Raw genomic sequence first — 19,245 nt, 5'->3', positions numbered from 1 at the left:
GGGAGTCAACAAAAATTTTTGTTGCATTCTACTTTTAATGATTATATACTACTGTTAGTACCTAGTCATAAAAATGGATGGTGCGGTATGAAGAAAAGAAGAAGTAAAAAAGAAAGACAAGAATTATTACAACAAACAATCGAATCAAATCCTTTTATTACGGATGAAGATTTAGCGGAAAAATTTCAAGTGAGTATACAAACAGTACGACTGGATCGTATGGAATTGTCTATTCCTGAATTAAGAGAGAGAATTAAACATGTAGCGACAAAGCAACATGAAGAAGATGTGAAATCTTTACCGTTAGAAGAGGTTGTCGGAGAAATTATTGATATTGAATTAGATAGACATGCAATCTCTATCTTTGAAGTAAAGGTAGAACATGTATTTAAAAGAAATCAAATTGCCCGTGGGCATCATCTGTTTGCGCAAGCAAACTCACTAGCTGTTGCGGTTATTGATGAAGAATTAGCTTTAACTGCAAAGTCTACCATTCGATACATTCGCCCTGTAAAATTAGGAGAGCGTGTTGTTGCAAAAGCGCGTGTTGAAGACGTAGAGAATGATAAGGGACGGACGGTTGTCAAAGTGCGTAGCTTCGTTGGAGAAGAACTTGTTTTTACAGGCACTTTTGAAATGTATCGATCTAGTAATTATAGTGAGGAAGGTAACAACTTATGAAAATCGCAATAGATGCAATGGGCGGAGATCACGCTCCAAAGGCTGTAGTATTAGGGGCAATGAAAGCTATTAAGGAATATTCTGATCTACATATTACGTTAGTAGGGAAAGAAGAGGAAATTCGTCAATATTTAACGAGTGATGAACGAATTACTATTCTTCATACAGACGAAAAAATAGAATCGACGGAGGAACCAGTAAGAGCGGTTCGTCGAAAAAAACAAGCTTCAATGGTACTTGCGGCACAGCAAGTAAAGGATGGAGAAGCAGACGCTTGTATATCCGCAGGTAGTACAGGAGCTTTAATGGCAGCTGGATTATTTGTTGTCGGTCGTATGGAAGGAATTGAGCGACCAGCTTTATCGCCTACAATGCCAACTGTAGATGGAAAAGGTTTTGTTATGTTAGATGTTGGAGCAAATGTTGATGCAAAACCAATTCATTTATATCAATATGCAGTAATGGGATCTGTTTATGCTGAGAAGGTAAGAGGAATTGAAAATCCTCGTGTTGGACTATTAAACGTTGGAACAGAGGATGGAAAAGGAAACGAGCTTTCAAAGCAAGTATTTGCAATGCTTAAGGATGCGCCAATTAATTTCGTTGGGAACGTTGAATCGAGAGATTTATTGCAAGGTGTAGCAGATGTTGTTGTATGTGATGGTTTTACAGGGAATGTAGCGTTGAAATCATTAGAAGGAACAGCACTTGCGCTATTCTCTATGTTGAAAGAACAACTAATGAGTTCGTTTACGAGCAAATTAGCAGCGGCGGTATTAAAGCCAAAACTTATGGTATTAAAAGATAAAATGGATTATTCGGAGTATGGGGGAGCTGCATTATTTGGATTGAAAGCACCTGTCATTAAGGCTCACGGTTCTTCTAATGACCAGTCGATATTTAGTGCGATTCGTCAAACGAGAGAAATGGTAGCGAAAGAAGTAATTCCTACAATTTCAAGCGTAATGGAGAAAGAGTCACTCCAATAAGAGGAGGATTTGAAATGGGAAAAATAGCATTTCTTTTTCCGGGCCAAGGTTCACAGGCAGTTGGAATGGGTAAACAATTAGCAGAGAATAATAAAGAGGTTGCAAAAGTGTTTGTAAAAGCAGATGAGGTGTTACAAGATTCACTTTCAGAAGTGATTTTTGAAGGACCGCAGGAAAAGCTTACATTAACAACAAATGCTCAGCCTGCATTATTAACAACAAGCTTTGCTATTTTGACAGCTTTGAAAGAGTATGACATTACACCTGACTTTGTCGCTGGTCATAGTTTAGGTGAATATAGCGCTCTTGTAGCAGCTAGTGCATTAACTTTTGAAGATGCGGTATATGCTGTAAGGAAACGCGGGGAATATATGGAAGAAGCTGTTCCGGGCGGGGAAGGTGCAATGGCAGCTATATTAGGTGCTGACCCACATATGCTGAAACAAGTTACAGAAGAAGTAACAAGTGAAGGATATGCAGTGCAAATCGCTAATATGAATAGTACGAAGCAAATTGTAATTTCTGGAACGAAGCAAGGCGTAGAGCTTGCTTCTCAAAGAGCGAAAGAAAATGGTGCAAAGAGAGCAATTCCACTAAAAGTAAGTGGGCCATTCCATTCTTCACTTATGAAGCCGGCAGCTGAGAAGTTCCAAAGTGTTTTGAATGAAATTACAATTCATGATACGAATATTCCTGTTATTGCAAATGTTACGGCGGATGTTATTACACGTGGTGCCGACATTCAAGAAAAGTTAATCGAACAGCTTTATTCGCCTGTATTATGGTACCCGTCTATTGAATGTATGGTGAAGCAGGGAGTAGATACATTTATTGAAATTGGACCTGGAAAAGTACTTGCTGGACTTATGAAGTCAATTGATTCATCAGTGAAAGCATATGCGATATATGATGAAGAGACATTAAAAGATACCATTTCAAATTTGAGAGGAGAAAACTGATGTTAAAAGGGAAGGTAGCATTAGTAACTGGCGCTTCACGTGGAATTGGTCGCGCGATTGCGATTGATTTAGCGAAACAAGGGGCAAATGTAGTAGTAAATTATGCAGGTAATGAACAAAAAGCAAATGAAGTAGTAGATGAAATTAAGAAATTAGGTTCTGATGCAATTGCGGTAAAAGCAGATGTTGCAAATGCTGATGATGTTACAAATATGGTGAAACAAACAGTAGATACATTTGGACAAGTTGATATTCTTGTAAATAATGCTGGTGTAACAAAAGATAATTTATTAATGCGTATGAAAGAAGAAGAATGGGATACAGTTATTAATACAAACTTAAAAGGTGTATTCTTATGTACAAAAGCAGTATCTCGTTATATGATGCGTCAACGTCACGGTAGAATTATAAATATCGCTTCTGTTGTGGGTGTTATAGGAAACCCAGGGCAAGCTAATTATGTTGCTGCTAAAGCGGGTGTTATTGGATTAACAAAAACATCTGCAAAAGAGTTAGCAAGTCGAAATATTACTGTGAATGCAATTGCGCCAGGCTTTATTGCGACTGATATGACTGATGTACTAGATGAGAATATTAAAGCCGAAATGTTAAAAGTTATTCCAGCTGCTCAATTTGGTGAAGCGCAAGATATCGCGAATGCTGTAACGTTTTTTGCTTCTGATCAAAGCAAATATGTTACAGGTCAAACGTTAAATGTTGATGGCGGTATGGTAATGTAATAAAAGAATCGATTTCACCTAGTTTTTTTGGTCAATATTTAATATAATATTTGAGGGGAGGTGAATGGAATGGCAGATGTTTTAGAACGCGTAACAAAAATCATCGTTGATCGTTTAGGAGTAGAAGAGACTGAGGTAGTACCAGCTGCAAGCTTCAAGGAAGATTTAGGAGCAGACTCCCTAGATGTAGTAGAACTTGTAATGCAATTAGAAGATGAATTCGAAATGGAAATTTCTGATGAAGATGCTGAAAAGATTGCTACTGTTGGCGATGCTGTGACTTACATAGAGAGTCATCTATAATGCTTAAGTGAAGTCCCGTTTTTTAGCGGGGCTTTCTGGCTTATATCTGGAGGGACCTATGCCGTACCGAAAATATAGAGAAAAAAAATACGAAACAAAATATCGTGAAGCATTTAAAGTGTTTCAAGAAAAGATAGGTATTACGTTTACAGATGAAAAATTATTGATTCAAGCATTTACGCATTCATCGTATGTGAATGAGCATCGAAAAAAACCGCATGAAGATAATGAGCGTCTTGAATTTCTTGGAGATGCAGTATTGGAACTTACTGTATCGCAGTATCTGTTTCAAAAATATCCGACAATGAGCGAAGGAGAGTTAACAAAACTACGTGCAGCTATTGTATGTGAGCCATCTCTTGTTCGTTTTGCGAACGAATTGTCATTTGGTAGCCTTGTTTTATTAGGAAAAGGTGAAGAAATGACAGGTGGACGTGAACGACCAGCTTTATTAGCGGATGTCTTTGAAGCGTTTATTGGTGCCCTTTATCTTGATCAAGGGTTAGAAACAGTTTGGGAATTCTTAAAAGAAATTGTATATCCGAAAATTAATGAGGGTGCTTTTTCTCATGTGATGGATTATAAGAGTCAGTTACAAGAATTGATTCAGCGTGATGGTAGTGGCAATGTTGAGTATCAAATTTTGCAAGAAAAAGGACCAGCTCACAATCGAGAATTTGTGTCACGTGTTACGTTAAATAACGTAGCTTTAGGTCTTGGTAGTGGTAAGTCGAAAAAAGAAGCAGAACAACAAGCTGCTGCAGAAGCATTGAAAAAATTAAAAGAACAACTATAAGGAATCCCCCTTTGAATGAGGGGGATTCCTTGTGCATAGAATGAAACTTTCTTTTTGTTTGTAAATAAAAAGAAGGTAAATCCGTATAATAGCTTGTTTTTGTATAGAGAACATTTATAACGACGGAGAATAGGAGGAAGGCCTTTCGTGTTTTTAAAAAGATTAGAAATAGCAGGGTTTAAGTCTTTTGCTGAGCGTGTATCTGTTGATTTTGTCCCGGGTGTAACTTCTGTAGTAGGACCTAATGGAAGTGGGAAAAGTAATATTACTGATGCAATTCGCTGGGTACTTGGTGAACAATCTGCAAAATCATTACGTGGTGCAAAGATGGAGGATATTATTTTTGCAGGCAGTGATACGAGGAGAGCGGTTAATGTTGCTGAAGTAACAATAACTTTAAATAATGAAGATCAACGTTTACCAATTGAATACAATGAGGTGTGTGTAACACGTCGTGTATCTCGTTCAGGTGAAAGTGATTTTTATATTAATAAACAATCATGTAGATTGAAAGATATTATTGATTTATTTATGGACTCTGGTATGGGAAGAGAAGCTTTTTCAATTATTAGCCAGGGGAAAGTGGAAGAGATTTTAAGTAGTAAGTCAGAAGAGCGTCGAGGTGTATTTGAAGAAGCGGCAGGCGTACTAAAATACAAACTTCGCAAAAAGAAAGCTGAAGGAAAATTAGAAGAAACACAAGAAAACTTAAATCGTGTACAAGATATAATTCATGAATTAAGTAGTCAAGTAGAACCTTTAGAAAGACAAGCTTCTATTGCGAAAGATTATCTTGAGAATAAAGAAGAATTAGAGAAAGTAGAAGCTGCGCTTATTGTCCATGAAATTGAAGAATTGCATGAGAAATGGGAAGCACTTCGAAATCAGTTTGGGCATAATAAAAACGAAGAAGCTAAAATGTCAACGAATTTACAAAAAAGTGAAGAAGAACTTGAGGAATTACGAGGACAATTACAAGCGGTAGATGAGTCTGTAGACTCGTTGCAAGAGGTACTTCTTCTTTCTAGTAAAGAGCTAGAAAAACTAGAAGGGCAGCGCGAGTTGTTAAAAGAGAGAAAGCAAAATGCTACGACGCATTGTGCGCAACTTGAGCAGTTAATTGTTGAATTAACAGAGAAAGCTAAAATTTACGATGGTGAGATTGAGTCAAGTACAGAAGCTTTAATGCAATTTGTGAATGAAGTAAAAGAGTTGGAGCAAAAATTGCATGATAATGAGCAATTGCTTGCTACTTTTGCTGACAATTTAGAGGAACAGATTGAGAATTTAAAAGGTGACTATATTGAACTTTTAAATCAACAAGCTAGTCATCGCAATGAATTATCTATGATTGAAGAACAATCTAAACAGCAAACGTCTAAAAACGAGCGTCTAGATGAAGAGAATGCGAAATATGTAGAAATGCGTATGGAAATTACAGCGAAAAAGACGAAACTTGTAGAAAGTTACGAACAAGCGAAAGAAAAAGTAGCTGGCATTCTCTCAAACATACAGAAGACAGAGGCGGCACTTGGGAAATGTAAGACGCAGTATAGTGAAAATGAAACAAAACTATACCAAGCATACCAATTTGTGCAACAGGCACGTTCTCGAAAAGAAATGCTTGAAGAGATGCAAGAAGATTATTCTGGCTTCTATCAAGGTGTACGTGAAGTATTGAAAGCTAGAGAAAATAGGTTGCAAGGTATCGAGGGTGCTGTTGCGGAACTGTTAACGGTTCCGAAAGAATACGAAGTTGCAATGGAAATCGCTCTAGGTGCAGCGATGCAGCATATTGTTGTACAAACAGAGGAGCATGCTCGTAATGCGATTGCATTTTTAAAGCAAAATAAACATGGACGTGCAACGTTTTTACCGCAAGCTGTTATTAAAAGCAGATCGTTATCATTTGAGCAATTACGCATTGTAAATCAACACCCATCGTTTGTAGGTGTGGCGGCAGAACTTGTGCAGTACAACAATAAATATGAAAATGTAGTTTCAAATTTATTAGGTACTGTTATTGTTGCGAAAGATTTACGCGGAGCAAATGAGTTGGCGAAACAACTGCAATACCGTTATCGCATTGTAACAATTGAAGGTGACGTAGTGAATCCTGGCGGTTCTATGACTGGTGGGGCGGTAAAACAAGCGAAATCTTCTTTATTAGGACGCCAACGTGAACTGGAAGAGTGGACTCGCAAGTTAACTGATATGGAAGAAAAAACAACGAAGTTAGAAAACTTTGTTAAAGCAGTAAAACAAGAGATTCAAGAAAAAGAAGTGAAAATACGCGAACTAAGGCAAACTGTAGAAGTGGATCGTGTAGAAGAGCAGAAATTAAGAGAAGAGATTAATCGTTTAGAATTAGAAGAACATCGTATTAATGACCGCTTGTCTATTTATGATTTAGAGATTGAAGGGTTTTTACAAGATCGAGTAAAAATGCAAGGGCGTAAAGAGGAGTTAGAAGGGATTTTAGCGAATCTTCAAGCTGATATCACTGAGTTAGATAGTAAAATTGTAGCTTTAACAAAACAAAAAAGTGAGCAACATTCTTCGAAAGAAAAAGTTCAAAAAGAAATGACTGAATTAAAAGTGCTGGCAGCTGAAAAGCAACAACGCTTATCTAATCAAAAAGAAAAAGTTGAACGATTGACGAAGGAAAAAGAAGAAACGGATACGACACTTGTAAAAACGAAAGAGGATTTAGCATTCTTAAAACAAGAAATGACATCTAATTCAAGTGGTGAAGAGCAAATTACGAATATGATTGAGAAGAAAGCGTATGATCGTAATCAAACTTCAGAATTAATTCGCTCTCGTCGTGAACAACGTGTATCGTTGCAAGAGAGAGTAGAACATTTAGAACGCAATTTGAAAGAAACGACAGGTAAACATAAATATATTCTTGAAATGTTGAAAGATCAAGAAGTGAGAATAAACCGACTTGATGTAGAGTTGGAAAATAGATTACAACATTTACGTGAAACATATACGATTTCATTTGAAGCGGCGAAACTAAAATATACAATGACAATGCCTGCAGAAGATGCGCGTAAGAAAGTAAAATTAATCAAATTATCCATAGAAGAGTTAGGTACAGTGAACCTAGGGGCAATTGATGAATATGAACGTGTAGCAGAGCGTCATACATTCTTACTAGAGCAGAGAGACGATCTAGAAGAAGCGAAAACGACATTGCACCAGCTTATTACCGAAATGGATGAAGAAATGAAAAAACGCTTTTCTACTACGTTTGAAGGCATTAGAATGGAATTTCAATCGGTATTCTCTGAATTATTTGGAGGCGGTAGAGCGGATTTAGTAATGACTAATCCAGAGGATTTACTAAATACGGGTATTGATATTGTAGCACAACCGCCAGGGAAGAAATTGCAGAACTTAGGTTTACTTTCAGGTGGAGAGCGTGCTTTAACGGCAATTGCGCTTTTATTTGGTATTTTAAAAGTGCGCCCAGTACCGTTCTGTGTACTAGATGAGGTAGAGGCCGCCCTTGATGAAGCGAATGTAGCTCGTTTTGCACAGTATTTAAAGAAATTTAGTGATGAGACGCAGTTTATTGTAATTACACATAGAAAAGGTACAATGGAAGAGTCTGATGTGTTGTACGGTGTAACAATGCAAGAATCAGGGGTATCTAAACTTGTTTCGGTTCGTTTAGATGCCGGAGAAGAACTTATTGCAAGTGAATAGGAAGGATGGGAAAGTATGAGTTTTTTTAAAAAACTAAAAGAAAAAATTTCAAAACAAACGGATACAGTTACAGAGAAATTTAAACACGGATTAGAAAAAACTAGAAATTCATTTGCGGATAAAGTGAATGATTTAGTGTATCGTTACCGTAAAGTGGACGAAGATTTCTTCGAAGAGTTAGAAGAAATCTTAATTGGTGCAGACGTTGGCGTTGCGACGGTAATGGAATTAATTGATCAATTGAAAGAAGAAGTACAACGTCGTAACATTCAAGATCCAAAAGAAGTACAAGCTGTTATTTCAGAAAAACTAGTGGGAATTTACAAAGGTGACAGCGATTTTAGTAACGAAATTAATATGCAAGAGGACCAATTAACGGTTGTTTTATTTGTTGGTGTTAACGGTGTAGGAAAAACGACAACAATTGGTAAACTGGCGCATAAGTTTAAATCAGAAGGTAAGTCAGTCCTATTGGCAGCAGGAGACACATTCCGTGCTGGGGCGATTGAACAATTAGAAGTATGGGGCGATCGTGTTGGTGTAGAAGTGATTAAACAAGGATCTGGATCTGATCCAGCGGCGGTTATGTATGACGCTGTACAAGCTGCGAAAGCACGTAAGGTAGATGTATTACTGTGTGACACAGCAGGGCGCTTGCAAAATAAAGTAAACTTAATGAAAGAGTTAGAGAAGGTGAAGCGTGTAATTGAGCGTGAAGTACCAGGTGCTCCTCATGAAGTATTGCTTGTTATTGATGCAACAACAGGACAAAACGGTTTAAGCCAAGCGAAAACATTCCGGGAGGCAACGAATGTAACTGGTATTGTTTTAACGAAGTTAGATGGAACTGCTAAAGGTGGTATTGTATTAGCGATTCGTAACGAAATGGATGTACCGGTGAAGTTTGTTGGATTAGGAGAGCAAATGGATGACTTGCAGCAGTTTGATCCAGAACAATATGTGTATGGTTTATTTGCGAACTTAGTAGAAACAGAAGAAGTATAAGCGAAAGAAGCGGTATTTCCGCTTCTTTTTCTATAAAAATATATGATGTTAAGAAAAAAACTTGACACTCTTTTGGACTCCATGTAAACTAATTCATGTAAAGGGAAATCACTTAACAAAGGATGATCCAACATGCTCGAAAAAACAACGAGAATGAACTATTTATTTGATTTTTATCAATCGTTGTTAACGCAAAAACAAAGAAGTTATATGTCGCTTTATTATCTAGATGATTTATCTCTTGGTGAAATTGCGGAAGAATTTGATGTAAGTCGCCAAGCCGTGTATGATAACATTAAACGGACTGAAGCGATGCTTGAAGAATATGAAGAAAAATTAGTATTACTTCAAAAGTTTCAAGAGCGACAGCGACTTGTTGCAAAGCTAAAACAGCTAATCAGCGAAGAAGAGCATGTGAATGAAGAAATGAAACAAGTTGTTGAAGCTATCGAAAAATTAGATTAGGAGGGCGGCAATATGGCATTTGAAGGATTAGCCGACCGACTTCAACAGACAATGCAAAAAATCCGCGGCAAAGGAAAAGTTTCTGAAGCCGATGTGAAAGAAATGATGAGAGAAGTTCGTCTAGCTCTTTTAGAAGCAGATGTTAACTTTAAAGTAGTAAAAGATTTTGTGAAGCGTGTGTCTGAACGTGCTGTCGGACAAGATGTAATGAAAAGTTTGACACCTGGACAACAAGTAATTAAAGTTGTACAGGAAGAACTTACAGAACTTATGGGCGGAGAGCAAAGCAAAATTGCTGTTGCTAATAAGCCACCGACTGTTATTATGATGGTTGGTCTGCAAGGTGCGGGTAAAACAACGACGACAGGTAAGCTTGCGAATTTGCTTCGTAAAAAGCATAATCGTAAACCGATGCTTGTTGCAGCTGATATTTACCGTCCAGCAGCAATTAAACAGCTTGAAACATTAGGGAAGCAATTGGACATGCCTGTATTTTCTTTAGGAGATCAAGTAAGTCCTGTTGAAATTGCGAAACAAGCGATTGCAAAAGCAAAAGAAGATCATCATGATTATGTTTTAATCGATACAGCGGGTCGCCTGCATATCGATGAAGAACTAATGGATGAATTAGCGAAAGTTAAAGAAGTTGCGAAACCGGATGAAATTTTCCTTGTTGTCGATGCGATGACGGGACAAGACGCGGTAAATGTTGCACAAAGTTTCCATGAACAGTTAGGTTTAACAGGTGTTGTATTAACGAAATTAGATGGTGATACGCGCGGTGGTGCTGCATTATCTATTAAGGCTGTAACAAACACACCGATTAAATTTGCTGGTATGGGTGAAAAACTAGATGCAATTGAAGCGTTCCATCCAGAGCGTATGGCATCCCGTATTTTAGGGATGGGCGATGTCTTAACATTGATTGAAAAAGCGCAAGCTACAGTTGATGAAGAGAAAGCAAAAGAACTTGAGCAAAAAATGCGTACGCTTTCGTTTACGCTTGACGATTTCCTAGAACAACTTGGACAAGTGCGTCAACTTGGGCCGCTTGATGAATTGTTAGGAATGCTTCCTGGTGCAAATAAAATTAAAGGGCTGAAAAATGCGCAAGTTGATGAAAAACAAATTGGGCATATTGAGGCAATTATTCGTTCTATGACTAAATTAGAACGAGAACAACCGGAAATAATCAATGCTAGTCGCAAAAAGCGCATTGCCAAAGGTAGCGGTACAACTGTACAAGAAATCAATCGTCTAATCAAACAATTCGATGACATGAAAAAAATGATGAAGACGATGACTGGAATGCAAAAAGGCAAGAAAAAAGGACTAGGTGGATTGAAGTTTCCATTCATGTAAGGAAAAAAAGATGGCTCTGTTAAGAAAAAATACTTTACAAAGCAATAGTCTTTTTGCTAATATAATTATCTGTGTGAAATAAATTCGGAGGTGCTTTATAAATGGCAGTTAAAATTCGTTTAAAACGTATGGGAGCTAAAAAAACTCCTTTCTATCGTGTAGTTGTTGCAGATTCTCGTTCTCCTCGTGACGGACGTTTCATTGAGGAAATCGGAACTTACAATCCAGTTGCTCAACCAGCTGAAGTTAAGATCAACGAAGAAGCAGCATTAAAATGGTTAGGAAATGGTGCTAAACCATCTGATACAGTTCGTAACTTATTCTCTAACCAAGGTATCATGGAGAAATTCCACTTATCTAAACAAGGTAAGTAATTGAGGCAATGACTATGAAGAAGTTAGTCGAGACGATTGTCAAGCCTCTTGTCGATCATCCTGAAGATGTAAAAGTTACACAGGAACTTTACAACGGAGAGATAAAGTATCGATTAACTGTACATCCTGAGGATGTTGGAAAAGTCATTGGAAAGCAAGGGAGAGTTGCGAAAGCGATTCGAATGCTCTTGTATTCAGTGGGACATCATAATGATGAAAAAGTAACACTGGAAATTCAATAAACGTAAAAAGGGCGAGGAGTTATTCCTCTCCCTTTTTTAACATTTAAATAGAGATTGCATGTTCCATCTATGAAATGGAGATGCTTAATTTATATAGAAACCAGGGGTGACATACTATTTATGACAAAATGGTTTAACGTAGGGAAAATTGTAAATACTCATGGCGTAAGAGGAGAAATCCGTGTTATTTCTCGTACTGATTTTCCAGAAGAGCGATATAAAGTAGGAAACACACTATACATATCGAATGAGAAAGACACAGACTACCTTCCGGTGAAGGTAACTTCTCATCGCCAACATAAGACATTCGATTTATTAACATTTGAAGGATATAACAATGTAGATGAAGTAGAGAAGTTTAAAGGTTCTTTAATAAAAGTACCAGAAGAGCAGTTAGGCGAACTTGCTGAAGGTGAATACTACTATCACGAAATTATTGGTTGCAGCGTTGTAACGGAAGAAGGAGAAGCGCTAGGGACAATCAAAGAAATTCTCTCTCCTGGTGCAAATGATGTTTGGGTGATTAAACGTCCGAAGGGTCAAGATCTTTTAATTCCTTATATTGATGACGTTGTACTTCAAGTTAATATTGAAAATAAATTAGTAACCATTCATGTAATGGAAGGGTTGCTATAATGAAAATTGATATTTTAACGTTGTTCCCAGACATGTTTACCGGTGTATTTGGATCTTCTATATTAAAGAAGGCGCAAGAAAAAGAAGCGGTAAACCTTCGTGTTGTTAACTTTCGTGATTATACAACAAGTAAGCATAATAGCGTAGACGATTATCCTTACGGCGGAGGAGCTGGTATGGTGCTTACTCCTCAGCCTATTTTTGATGCTGTAGAAGATTTGACGAAAGAGACAGAGCGTAAGCCGAGAGTTGTCTTAATGTGTCCGCAGGGCGAAAGATTTACGCAGAAGAAAGCGGAAGAGCTTGCAGAGGAAGAACATTTGATCTTTGTATGTGGGCATTATGAAGGGTATGACGAACGAATTCGTGAGCATCTCGTAACGGATGAGATTTCTATTGGTGACTATGTATTAACGGGCGGAGAATTAGCTTCTATGGTTATTACTGATAGTGTTGTACGTCTCTTGCCAGGCGTGCTAGGAAATCATGCTTCACAAGTGGAGGATTCGTTTAGTACAGGTTTATTAGAGCATCCTCATTATACACGTCCGGCTGATTTTCGTGGTATGAAGGTACCGGATGTATTAATGTCAGGGAATCATAAAAATATTGACGAATGGCGACATAAGGAATCTTTGCGCCGTACGTATACGCGTAGACCTGATTTGTTAGATGATAGAGATCTATCTAAACAAGAGAAAAAATGGCTTGAGGAAATAAAGCGAGAGCAGTAATAACTTCATATATTTGCTATTGCAACAGGCCTAGTAATATGCTATTATAACATTTGTGCTACTGAAATCAGTAGCCGTATTAACGATGTTCCGCTGTAATTTATTAAGACTTTATAAGAGCATCTGTTTAAAGGAGAGAATTTAATATGCAACAATTAATCGCAGAAATTACAAAAGGCCAATTAAAAACTGACCTTCCTTCATTCCGTCCTGGTGACACTTTACGTGTACACGTAAAAGTTGTTGAGGGAACTCGTGAAAGAATTCAGCTTTTCGAAGGTGTTGTAATTAAACGTCGTGGTGGCGGAATTAGTGAAACATTCACAGTTCGTAAGATTTCTTACGGTGTAGGTGTTGAGCGTACATTCCCAGTTCACACGCCAAGAATCGCGAAAATCGAAGTACTTCGCCGTGGTAAAGTACGTCGTGCTAAGTTATACTACTTACGTAACCTTCGCGGTAAAAAAGCACGTATTAAAGAAATTCGATAAGACATGTATGGGAGCTTGTAAATGCACAAGCTCCCTTTTTCCAATCTATATGAAATTTTGGTATAATACGAACAGCTTACATAACCGTGGAGGGGAAATGCATGAAAAAAGAGAAGAGTTCACTTTGGGAATGGATTAAAGCAATTTTGATTGCTGTTGTATTAGCTGGTGTTATTAGACAGTTTTTCTTTGCTCCAATTCTCGTAGACGGGGTATCGATGGCACCTACTTTACATGATCGTGATCGAATGATTGTGAATAAAATTGGTTATCACATTGGAGATCCAAAACGCTTTGATATTATCGTATTTCGAGCAACAGAAGATAAAGATTACATTAAGCGCATTATAGGCCTGCCAGGCGATGAAATAGAGTATCGTAATGATAAACTGTATGTTAACGGAAAGGCTTATGAGGAGCCGTATTTAGACAAGCAGAAAAAGCAAATTGCTGACGGACCGCTTACATATGATTTTAATCTTGAAGAAATGACAGGCAAGAAAACTGTCCCAAAAGATCAATTATTTGTTTTAGGTGATAATCGTCGTTTTAGTAAAGATAGCCGTTCAATCGGTACGATTTCAAAGGATCAAGTAATTGGTAAAGCCAATATGTTATATTGGCCGTTAGAAGACGCACGTATTGTGAAATAAATGAAAAAGAAGGTGGCAACATGGTAATTCAATGGTTTCCAGGGCATATGGCGAAGGCTAGACGCCAAGTAACGGAGAAATTAAAATTAATTGATGTTGTAATTGAGCTTGTAGATGCTCGATTACCATTATCATCTCGAAACCCAATGATTGATGAAATCATTACACATAAGCCGAGGCTTGTTGTTTTAAATAAAGCGGATATGGCAGATGATCGTTTAACAAAACAATGGATCGCATATTTTAAAGAAAAAGGCCATATGGCAATTTCGATTAACGCGCAAGCTGGACAAGGTATGAAAGAAATTGCAGCAGCTTGTAAAGTGCTTGTTAAAGAAAAATTTGATAAAATGGTTGCAAAAGGTATTAGACCGAGAGCGATTCGCGCATTAATTGTAGGTATACCAAATGTTGGTAAATCTACATTAATTAATAAATTGGCAAAGAAAAATATTGCTAAAACAGGAGATCGTCCAGGTGTGACAACAGCTCAACAATGGATTAAAGTTGGGAAGGAAATGGAATTGTTAGATACGCCAGGTATTCTGTGGCCTAAATTTGAAGATCAATTAGTGGGTCTTCGCTTAGCGACGACGGGTGCAATTAAAGATTCAATTTTAAATTTACAAGATGTAGCTGTTTACGCATTACGTTTTATGGAGAAACATTATCCAGAACGCTTGAAAGAACGTTACAATTTAAATGAGATTCCAGAAGATATTGTGGAATTATTCGATGCAATTGGAAAAAATAGAGGCTGCTTAATGGGCGGCGGAATGATTGATTATGATAAGACATCTGAGCTTGTACTTCGTGAGCTTCGTGGTGGCAAACTTGGAAAAATGACGTTTGAGACACCGGAAGAGTTTGCAGAGCAAGTAGAAGATGTGGAAAAAATAGAAGAAGTATAAGACGTGCGTTTGTGCGTCTTTTCTTTTTGGATACGTTTAAAAAGGAGCTTGTATAAATGCAAACAATGACGATAAAAGAAGCGGAAAATGTATTGAAAGAAATTATGAATGAAGAAGATGATCGCTTTCAACTGTTAATGAAAGATGAGCGAAAAGGCGTTCAAAAGCTCGTTTTGAAGTGGTATAAACAAAAAGAGTTAGAACAGAAAGAAAAAGAGAAGTTTTTTGAAATGTCCAAGTATGAAAATGCTTTGCGTGAAAAAGGGGTCACGTATATCGCAGGTATTGATGAAGTAGGGCGCGGGCCATTGGCTGGGCCTGTTGTGACGGCAGCTGTCGTTCTTCCTGAGGATTTTTATATTCCAGGGTTAAATGACTCAAAAAAGCTGAGTGAAGCGAAACGTGAGCGTTTTTATGATGAAATAAAAGTACAAGCGATTGCAATTGGAGTTGGAATTGTATCACCGCAAGTTATTGATGAAATTAATATTTACCAAGCAACGAAACAAGCGATGTTAGATGCTGTTGCAAATTTATCTTATACACCCCAACATTTATTAATTGATGCGATGAAGCTTCCCACACCAATTCCGCAAACTTCAATTATTAAAGGTGATGCGAAAAGTGTTTCGATTTCAGCTGCATCCATTATCGCAAAAGTAACGAGAGATCGTATGATGAAAGAACTGGGAGAGAAGTATCCTGAATACGGATTTGAGCAACATATGGGATATGGCACAAAGCAACATTTAGAGGCAATTGAAGTGCATGGAGTATTAGAGGAACACCGAAAGTCATTCGCGCCAATTAAAGATATGATTCAAAAATAAGCTGTAAATATACAGCTTATTTTTTATTTTGGCATATAAACATTACTATTTCCGAAAAAGAATAAAGCGATTTCAGTTTTCTGACACTTTATTGTAGACAGCGTGCCAATCATCTTATACAATGGCAATGTAATGTTTTTTAAACATTAAAAAACTTTTCGAGTAAAACAGGAAAACAGGGGAGGATGGGACCATGAATATCCATGAGTACCAAGGTAAGGCAGTCCTTAGAAGCTATGGGGTTAGCGTTCCGAACGGGAAGGTTGCATTTACAGTAGAAGAAGCTGTAGAAGCAGCGAAAGAATTAGGAACAGATGTATGTGTAGTGAAAGCACAAATTCACGCTGGTGGACGCGGCAAAGCTGGCGGAGTAAAAGTTGCAAAAAATTTAGATGAAGTTCGTACATATGCAGAAAGCATTTTAGGAACTACACTTGTGACACATCAAACAGGTCCTGAAGGTAAGGAAGTAAAACGCTTACTTATCGAAGAAGGTTGCGATATTAAAAAAGAATATTATGTAGGTCTAGTTTTAGATCGTGCAACTTCTCAAGTTGTTTTAATGGCTTCTGAAGAAGGCGGAACAGAAATTGAAGAAGTAGCAGAAAAAACACCTGAAAAAATCTTTAAAGAATATATTGATCCGGCAGTAGGCTTACAAGGTTTCCAAGCGCGCCGAATTGCATTTAACATCAATATTCCAAAAGAGCTTGTAGGACAAGCTGTGAAGTTTATGATGGGCTTATACCGTGCGTTTATTGAAAAAGATTGCTCTATCGCTGAGATTAACCCACTTGTTACAACAGGTGAAGGTAAAGTTATGGCACTAGATGCAAAATTAAACTTTGATTCTAATGCGTTATATCGCCATAAAGACATTTTAGAGCTTCGTGATCTTGACGAAGAAGATGCAAAAGAAATTGAAGCTTCAAAATACGACTTAAACTACATTCCTTTAGATGGAAATATCGGTTGTATGGTTAATGGTGCAGGTTTAGCGATGGCTACAATGGATATCATTAAACATTACCACGGTGACCCAGCTAACTTCTTAGATGTTGGTGGCGGTGCAACTGCTGAAAAAGTTACAGAAGCATTCAAAATTATCCTTTCTGACAAAAATGTAAAAGGTATCTTCGTTAACATTTTTGGTGGCATTATGAAGTGTGATGTTATTGCAGAAGGTGTTATTGAAGCAACGAAACAGGTAGGTCTTGAGTTACCTTTAGTTGTACGTCTTGAAGGTACAAACGTAGAACTAGGTAAGAAAATTTTAAATGAGTCTGGCTTAAATATTGTTGCAGCAGAATCTATGGCAGACGGTGCACAAAAAATTGTTTCACTAGTGGGCTAATAGAAAGCGGGGGAGAAAAATGAGCGTATTAGTTAATAAAGATACAAAAGTTATTGTTCAAGGTATTACAGGTTCTCAAGGTTTATTCCATACAAAACAAATGATTGAATACGGTACGAAAATTGTCGGTGGTGTAACGCCAGGTAAAGGTGGCACTGATATTGAAGGTGTACCAGTATTTGATACTGTAGAAGATGCAGTGAAAGCAACAGGCGCAAACGCTTCAGTTGTATACGTTCCACCCGCTTTTGCGGCTGATGCAATTATGGAAGCAGTTGATGCAGAAATTGATTTAGTAGTATGTATTACTGAAGGAATTCCTGTATTAGATATGGTAAACGTAAAGAGATATATGGCTGGTAAACATACACGTTTACTTGGACCAAACTGCCCAGGTGTTATCACGCCTGATGAATGTAAAATCGGTATTATGCCAGGATACATTCATAAAAAAGGTCATGTAGGTATCGTATCGCGCTCTGGTACTTTAACGTATGAAGCTGTACACCAGTTAACACAAGAGGGTATTGGACAATCTACTGCTGTAGGTATCGGCGGGGACCCTGTTAACGGTACAGACTTTATTGATGCGTTAAAAGCATTTAATGAAGATGAAGAAACACATGCTGTAATTATGATTGGTGAAATCGGCGGTACAGCAGAAGAAGAGGCAGCTGAATGGGTAAAAGCTAATATGACAAAACCTGTTGTAGGCTTCATTGGTGGTCAAACAGCGCCTGCTGGCAAACGTATGGGCCATGCTGGTGCAATCATTTCTGGCGGTAAAGGAACTGCTGCTGAAAAGATTAAAACAATGGAAGCTTGTGGCATTAAAGTAGCTGAAACTCCAGCAGTTATGGGAGAAACGCTAATCTCTGTTTTAAAAGAAAAAGGTTTATTTGAGACTTGCAAAAACTATTAATCTGTAAAAAGACACCCTCTTACTTGAGGGTGTCTTTTTACACTTTTTCTGTTTACATAATAAAAATTATGGGTAAGGAGAATTGAGATGAAAAGAGAGCGATTATTACATCTTCATTACTTGCTAGCAGATTATTGGAAAGCGATGGAGAGGCTACTATATGTCGATCCAGAATTAAAGAACATATATACTTTTAACGAAAAACAAATGGAATACTACACTGGAATATCCTCGAAAAAATCTTCAGAACTAGTGAAATTTCTTCAAAGTTCAAATCTTCCGCAATATATATCTTATTTAGAGAAAAATCGTATTTTTTATATAACGATATGGGATGAAAATTATCCGCAATTATTACGTGAAATACAAGATCCTCCCTTCGTTTTATATGGAAAAGGAGAGAAAGATTTTCTCAATAAAGTAAATAAATTAGCAGTTGTTGGAACGAGAGAACCATCATTATATGGTCATGAGAGTTTGAAGTTTATTTTACACCCTTTATTAGAAAGAGAGTGGCTTATTGTCAGTGGGTTTGCAAAAGGGATAGATACAATGTCTCATGAGATTACAGTAAGGCATCATTGCCCGACTATTGCGATATTAGGGCACGGATTGTCGTTTATGTATCCGAAAGAAAATAGACATTTATATGAAATGTGGAAGGAATATATATTGTTATTGACAGAGTATCCTCCGCACTATGCACCGAAAAAATGGTATTTTCCAAAAAGGAACCGGATTGTTAGTGGTATAAGTAAAGGTGTTTTAGTTGTAGAAGCCAAATCGAGAAGTGGAACACTTATTACTGCAGACCTTGCGTTAGAGCAAAATAGAGAGGTGTTTGCGCTTCCTGGACCTATATTTATAGAGGGGGCATCGGGAACGAATCATCTTATTCAACAAGGAGCAAAATTAGTAAGAAATGCAGAAGATATCTTGGAGGAGATTTTAAATTAACCTTATATTTTCAAATTTTTATTAAACAATTATTGACAAATGGTAGATTGGCACTGTATGGTATATTCATTCTTGATTGACAAAAACAAGAGAAATCAATAAGATTAATGAAGACTTGAATCCA

Annotated in this window: 21 protein-coding genes; all 21 read left to right on the top strand. The window is 37.4% G+C overall.

What is annotated here, in order from left to right:
- Window positions 1-87: 87 nt before the first annotated feature.
- The 21 genes from fapR to dprA all read left to right on the top strand — a co-directional run bounded on the left by fapR (window position 88) and on the right by dprA (window position 19,121).
- A complete protein-coding gene (fapR, locus tag AC3EMB_RS18830) occupies window positions 88-681 on the top strand; it encodes a transcription factor FapR (RefSeq protein ID WP_000747349.1) in 594 nt (197 codons plus the stop codon).
- Window positions 678-1,670: a phosphate acyltransferase PlsX gene (gene plsX, locus AC3EMB_RS18825; RefSeq protein ID WP_000684100.1), complete on the top strand. Its 993-nt coding sequence runs from the start codon at window positions 678-680 to the stop codon at window positions 1,668-1,670. Before fapR ends, plsX begins: the two co-directional genes overlap by 4 nt.
- A gap of 14 nt (window positions 1,671-1,684) precedes the next feature.
- Entirely contained in the window at window positions 1,685-2,629 is a 945-nt protein-coding gene (fabD, locus tag AC3EMB_RS18820) for an ACP S-malonyltransferase (protein WP_488517222.1), read from the top strand.
- The gene (gene fabG, locus AC3EMB_RS18815; protein ID WP_000911769.1) at window positions 2,629-3,369 is read left to right on the top strand and encodes a 3-oxoacyl-[acyl-carrier-protein] reductase; all 741 of its coding nucleotides are present in this window, start codon (window positions 2,629-2,631) and stop codon (window positions 3,367-3,369) included. The genes fabD and fabG overlap by 1 nt, the downstream gene beginning before the upstream one ends.
- 69 nt (window positions 3,370-3,438) lie before the next feature.
- A complete protein-coding gene (gene acpP / locus AC3EMB_RS18810; protein ID WP_000786062.1) occupies window positions 3,439-3,672 on the top strand; it encodes an acyl carrier protein in 234 nt (77 codons plus the stop codon).
- A 58-nt stretch (window positions 3,673-3,730) separates the two neighbouring features.
- Window positions 3,731-4,468 (top strand): ribonuclease III, encoded by a 738-nt coding sequence (gene rncS, locus AC3EMB_RS18805; protein ID WP_001146875.1) that lies wholly within the window; start codon window positions 3,731-3,733, stop codon window positions 4,466-4,468.
- Window positions 4,469-4,615: 147 nt separating this feature from the next.
- The gene (gene smc, locus AC3EMB_RS18800; RefSeq protein WP_075717457.1) at window positions 4,616-8,185 is read left to right on the top strand and encodes a chromosome segregation protein SMC; all 3,570 of its coding nucleotides are present in this window, start codon (window positions 4,616-4,618) and stop codon (window positions 8,183-8,185) included.
- 15 nt (window positions 8,186-8,200) lie between these two features.
- The gene (ftsY, locus tag AC3EMB_RS18795) at window positions 8,201-9,190 is read left to right on the top strand and encodes a signal recognition particle-docking protein FtsY (RefSeq protein WP_000007642.1); all 990 of its coding nucleotides are present in this window, start codon (window positions 8,201-8,203) and stop codon (window positions 9,188-9,190) included.
- A gap of 132 nt (window positions 9,191-9,322) precedes the next feature.
- Window positions 9,323-9,655 (top strand): putative DNA-binding protein, encoded by a 333-nt coding sequence (locus AC3EMB_RS18790; RefSeq protein WP_000891062.1) that lies wholly within the window; start codon window positions 9,323-9,325, stop codon window positions 9,653-9,655.
- 12 nt (window positions 9,656-9,667) lie between these two features.
- Window positions 9,668-11,017 (top strand): signal recognition particle protein, encoded by a 1,350-nt coding sequence (gene ffh, locus AC3EMB_RS18785; protein ID WP_000863460.1) that lies wholly within the window; start codon window positions 9,668-9,670, stop codon window positions 11,015-11,017.
- A gap of 101 nt (window positions 11,018-11,118) precedes the next feature.
- Complete coding sequence (rpsP, locus tag AC3EMB_RS18780) at window positions 11,119-11,391, top strand: 30S ribosomal protein S16 (RefSeq protein ID WP_000268750.1); 273 nt, start codon at window positions 11,119-11,121, stop codon at window positions 11,389-11,391.
- Window positions 11,392-11,405: 14 nt separating this feature from the next.
- On the top strand, window positions 11,406-11,633 hold the full coding sequence (locus tag AC3EMB_RS18775) for a KH domain-containing protein (protein ID WP_000737399.1): 228 nt from the start codon (window positions 11,406-11,408) through the stop codon (window positions 11,631-11,633).
- A 120-nt stretch (window positions 11,634-11,753) separates the two neighbouring features.
- Complete coding sequence (rimM, locus tag AC3EMB_RS18770) at window positions 11,754-12,269, top strand: ribosome maturation factor RimM (protein WP_000170272.1); 516 nt, start codon at window positions 11,754-11,756, stop codon at window positions 12,267-12,269.
- A complete protein-coding gene (gene trmD, locus AC3EMB_RS18765; protein ID WP_000686899.1) occupies window positions 12,269-13,003 on the top strand; it encodes a tRNA (guanosine(37)-N1)-methyltransferase TrmD in 735 nt (244 codons plus the stop codon). The genes rimM and trmD overlap by 1 nt, the downstream gene beginning before the upstream one ends.
- 146 nt (window positions 13,004-13,149) lie before the next feature.
- Entirely contained in the window at window positions 13,150-13,494 is a 345-nt protein-coding gene (gene rplS / locus AC3EMB_RS18760; RefSeq protein WP_001186516.1) for a 50S ribosomal protein L19, read from the top strand.
- A gap of 101 nt (window positions 13,495-13,595) precedes the next feature.
- A complete protein-coding gene (lepB, locus tag AC3EMB_RS18755; RefSeq protein WP_000711852.1) occupies window positions 13,596-14,147 on the top strand; it encodes a signal peptidase I in 552 nt (183 codons plus the stop codon).
- A gap of 20 nt (window positions 14,148-14,167) precedes the next feature.
- Window positions 14,168-15,058, top strand: coding sequence for a ribosome biogenesis GTPase YlqF (ylqF, locus tag AC3EMB_RS18750; RefSeq protein WP_000236702.1), 891 nt, complete (start codon window positions 14,168-14,170; stop codon window positions 15,056-15,058).
- A 56-nt stretch (window positions 15,059-15,114) separates the two neighbouring features.
- Complete coding sequence (gene rnhB, locus AC3EMB_RS18745) at window positions 15,115-15,888, top strand: ribonuclease HII (protein WP_001194269.1); 774 nt, start codon at window positions 15,115-15,117, stop codon at window positions 15,886-15,888.
- A 193-nt stretch (window positions 15,889-16,081) separates the two neighbouring features.
- Window positions 16,082-17,242, top strand: a complete 1,161-nt coding sequence (gene sucC / locus AC3EMB_RS18740) for an ADP-forming succinate--CoA ligase subunit beta (protein ID WP_001020790.1) — start codon at window positions 16,082-16,084, stop codon at window positions 17,240-17,242.
- Between the two features lie 19 nt (window positions 17,243-17,261).
- Entirely contained in the window at window positions 17,262-18,164 is a 903-nt protein-coding gene (sucD, locus tag AC3EMB_RS18735) for a succinate--CoA ligase subunit alpha (protein WP_000115178.1), read from the top strand.
- An 87-nt stretch (window positions 18,165-18,251) separates the two neighbouring features.
- Window positions 18,252-19,121, top strand: coding sequence for a DNA-processing protein DprA (gene dprA, locus AC3EMB_RS18730; RefSeq protein WP_000818046.1), 870 nt, complete (start codon window positions 18,252-18,254; stop codon window positions 19,119-19,121).
- The last annotated feature ends 124 nt before the right edge of the window (window positions 19,122-19,245 follow it).

The organism is Bacillus sp. LQ16 (assembly GCF_057784645.1).
Note: the sequence above shows the minus strand (reverse complement) of the source record. Positions and strands in the feature narration are given on the sequence as shown.

Excerpts from the sequence above, each read along its gene's own strand:
- rncS (WP_001146875.1), top strand. The coding sequence starts at position 3,731 with ATGCCGTACCGAAAATATAGAGAAAAAAAATACGAAACAAAATATCGT.
- rplS (WP_001186516.1), top strand. The coding sequence starts at position 13,150 with ATGCAACAATTAATCGCAGAAATTACAAAAGGCCAATTAAAAACTGAC.
- sucD (WP_000115178.1), top strand. The coding sequence starts at position 17,262 with ATGAGCGTATTAGTTAATAAAGATACAAAAGTTATTGTTCAAGGTATT.
- plsX (WP_000684100.1), top strand. The coding sequence starts at position 678 with ATGAAAATCGCAATAGATGCAATGGGCGGAGATCACGCTCCAAAGGCT.
- fabD (WP_488517222.1), top strand. The coding sequence starts at position 1,685 with ATGGGAAAAATAGCATTTCTTTTTCCGGGCCAAGGTTCACAGGCAGTT.
- trmD (WP_000686899.1), top strand. The coding sequence starts at position 12,269 with ATGAAAATTGATATTTTAACGTTGTTCCCAGACATGTTTACCGGTGTA.
- fabG (WP_000911769.1), top strand. The coding sequence starts at position 2,629 with ATGTTAAAAGGGAAGGTAGCATTAGTAACTGGCGCTTCACGTGGAATT.
- acpP (WP_000786062.1), top strand. The coding sequence starts at position 3,439 with ATGGCAGATGTTTTAGAACGCGTAACAAAAATCATCGTTGATCGTTTA.
- ffh (WP_000863460.1), top strand. The coding sequence starts at position 9,668 with ATGGCATTTGAAGGATTAGCCGACCGACTTCAACAGACAATGCAAAAA.
- rimM (WP_000170272.1), top strand. The coding sequence starts at position 11,754 with ATGACAAAATGGTTTAACGTAGGGAAAATTGTAAATACTCATGGCGTA.
- rpsP (WP_000268750.1), top strand. The coding sequence starts at position 11,119 with ATGGCAGTTAAAATTCGTTTAAAACGTATGGGAGCTAAAAAAACTCCT.
- AC3EMB_RS18775 (WP_000737399.1), top strand. The coding sequence starts at position 11,406 with ATGAAGAAGTTAGTCGAGACGATTGTCAAGCCTCTTGTCGATCATCCT.
- lepB (WP_000711852.1), top strand. The coding sequence starts at position 13,596 with ATGAAAAAAGAGAAGAGTTCACTTTGGGAATGGATTAAAGCAATTTTG.
- rnhB (WP_001194269.1), top strand. The coding sequence starts at position 15,115 with ATGCAAACAATGACGATAAAAGAAGCGGAAAATGTATTGAAAGAAATT.
- AC3EMB_RS18790 (WP_000891062.1), top strand. The coding sequence starts at position 9,323 with ATGCTCGAAAAAACAACGAGAATGAACTATTTATTTGATTTTTATCAA.
- ylqF (WP_000236702.1), top strand. The coding sequence starts at position 14,168 with ATGGTAATTCAATGGTTTCCAGGGCATATGGCGAAGGCTAGACGCCAA.
- sucC (WP_001020790.1), top strand. The coding sequence starts at position 16,082 with ATGAATATCCATGAGTACCAAGGTAAGGCAGTCCTTAGAAGCTATGGG.
- fapR (WP_000747349.1), top strand. The coding sequence starts at position 88 with ATGAAGAAAAGAAGAAGTAAAAAAGAAAGACAAGAATTATTACAACAA.
- dprA (WP_000818046.1), top strand. The coding sequence starts at position 18,252 with ATGAAAAGAGAGCGATTATTACATCTTCATTACTTGCTAGCAGATTAT.
- ftsY (WP_000007642.1), top strand. The coding sequence starts at position 8,201 with ATGAGTTTTTTTAAAAAACTAAAAGAAAAAATTTCAAAACAAACGGAT.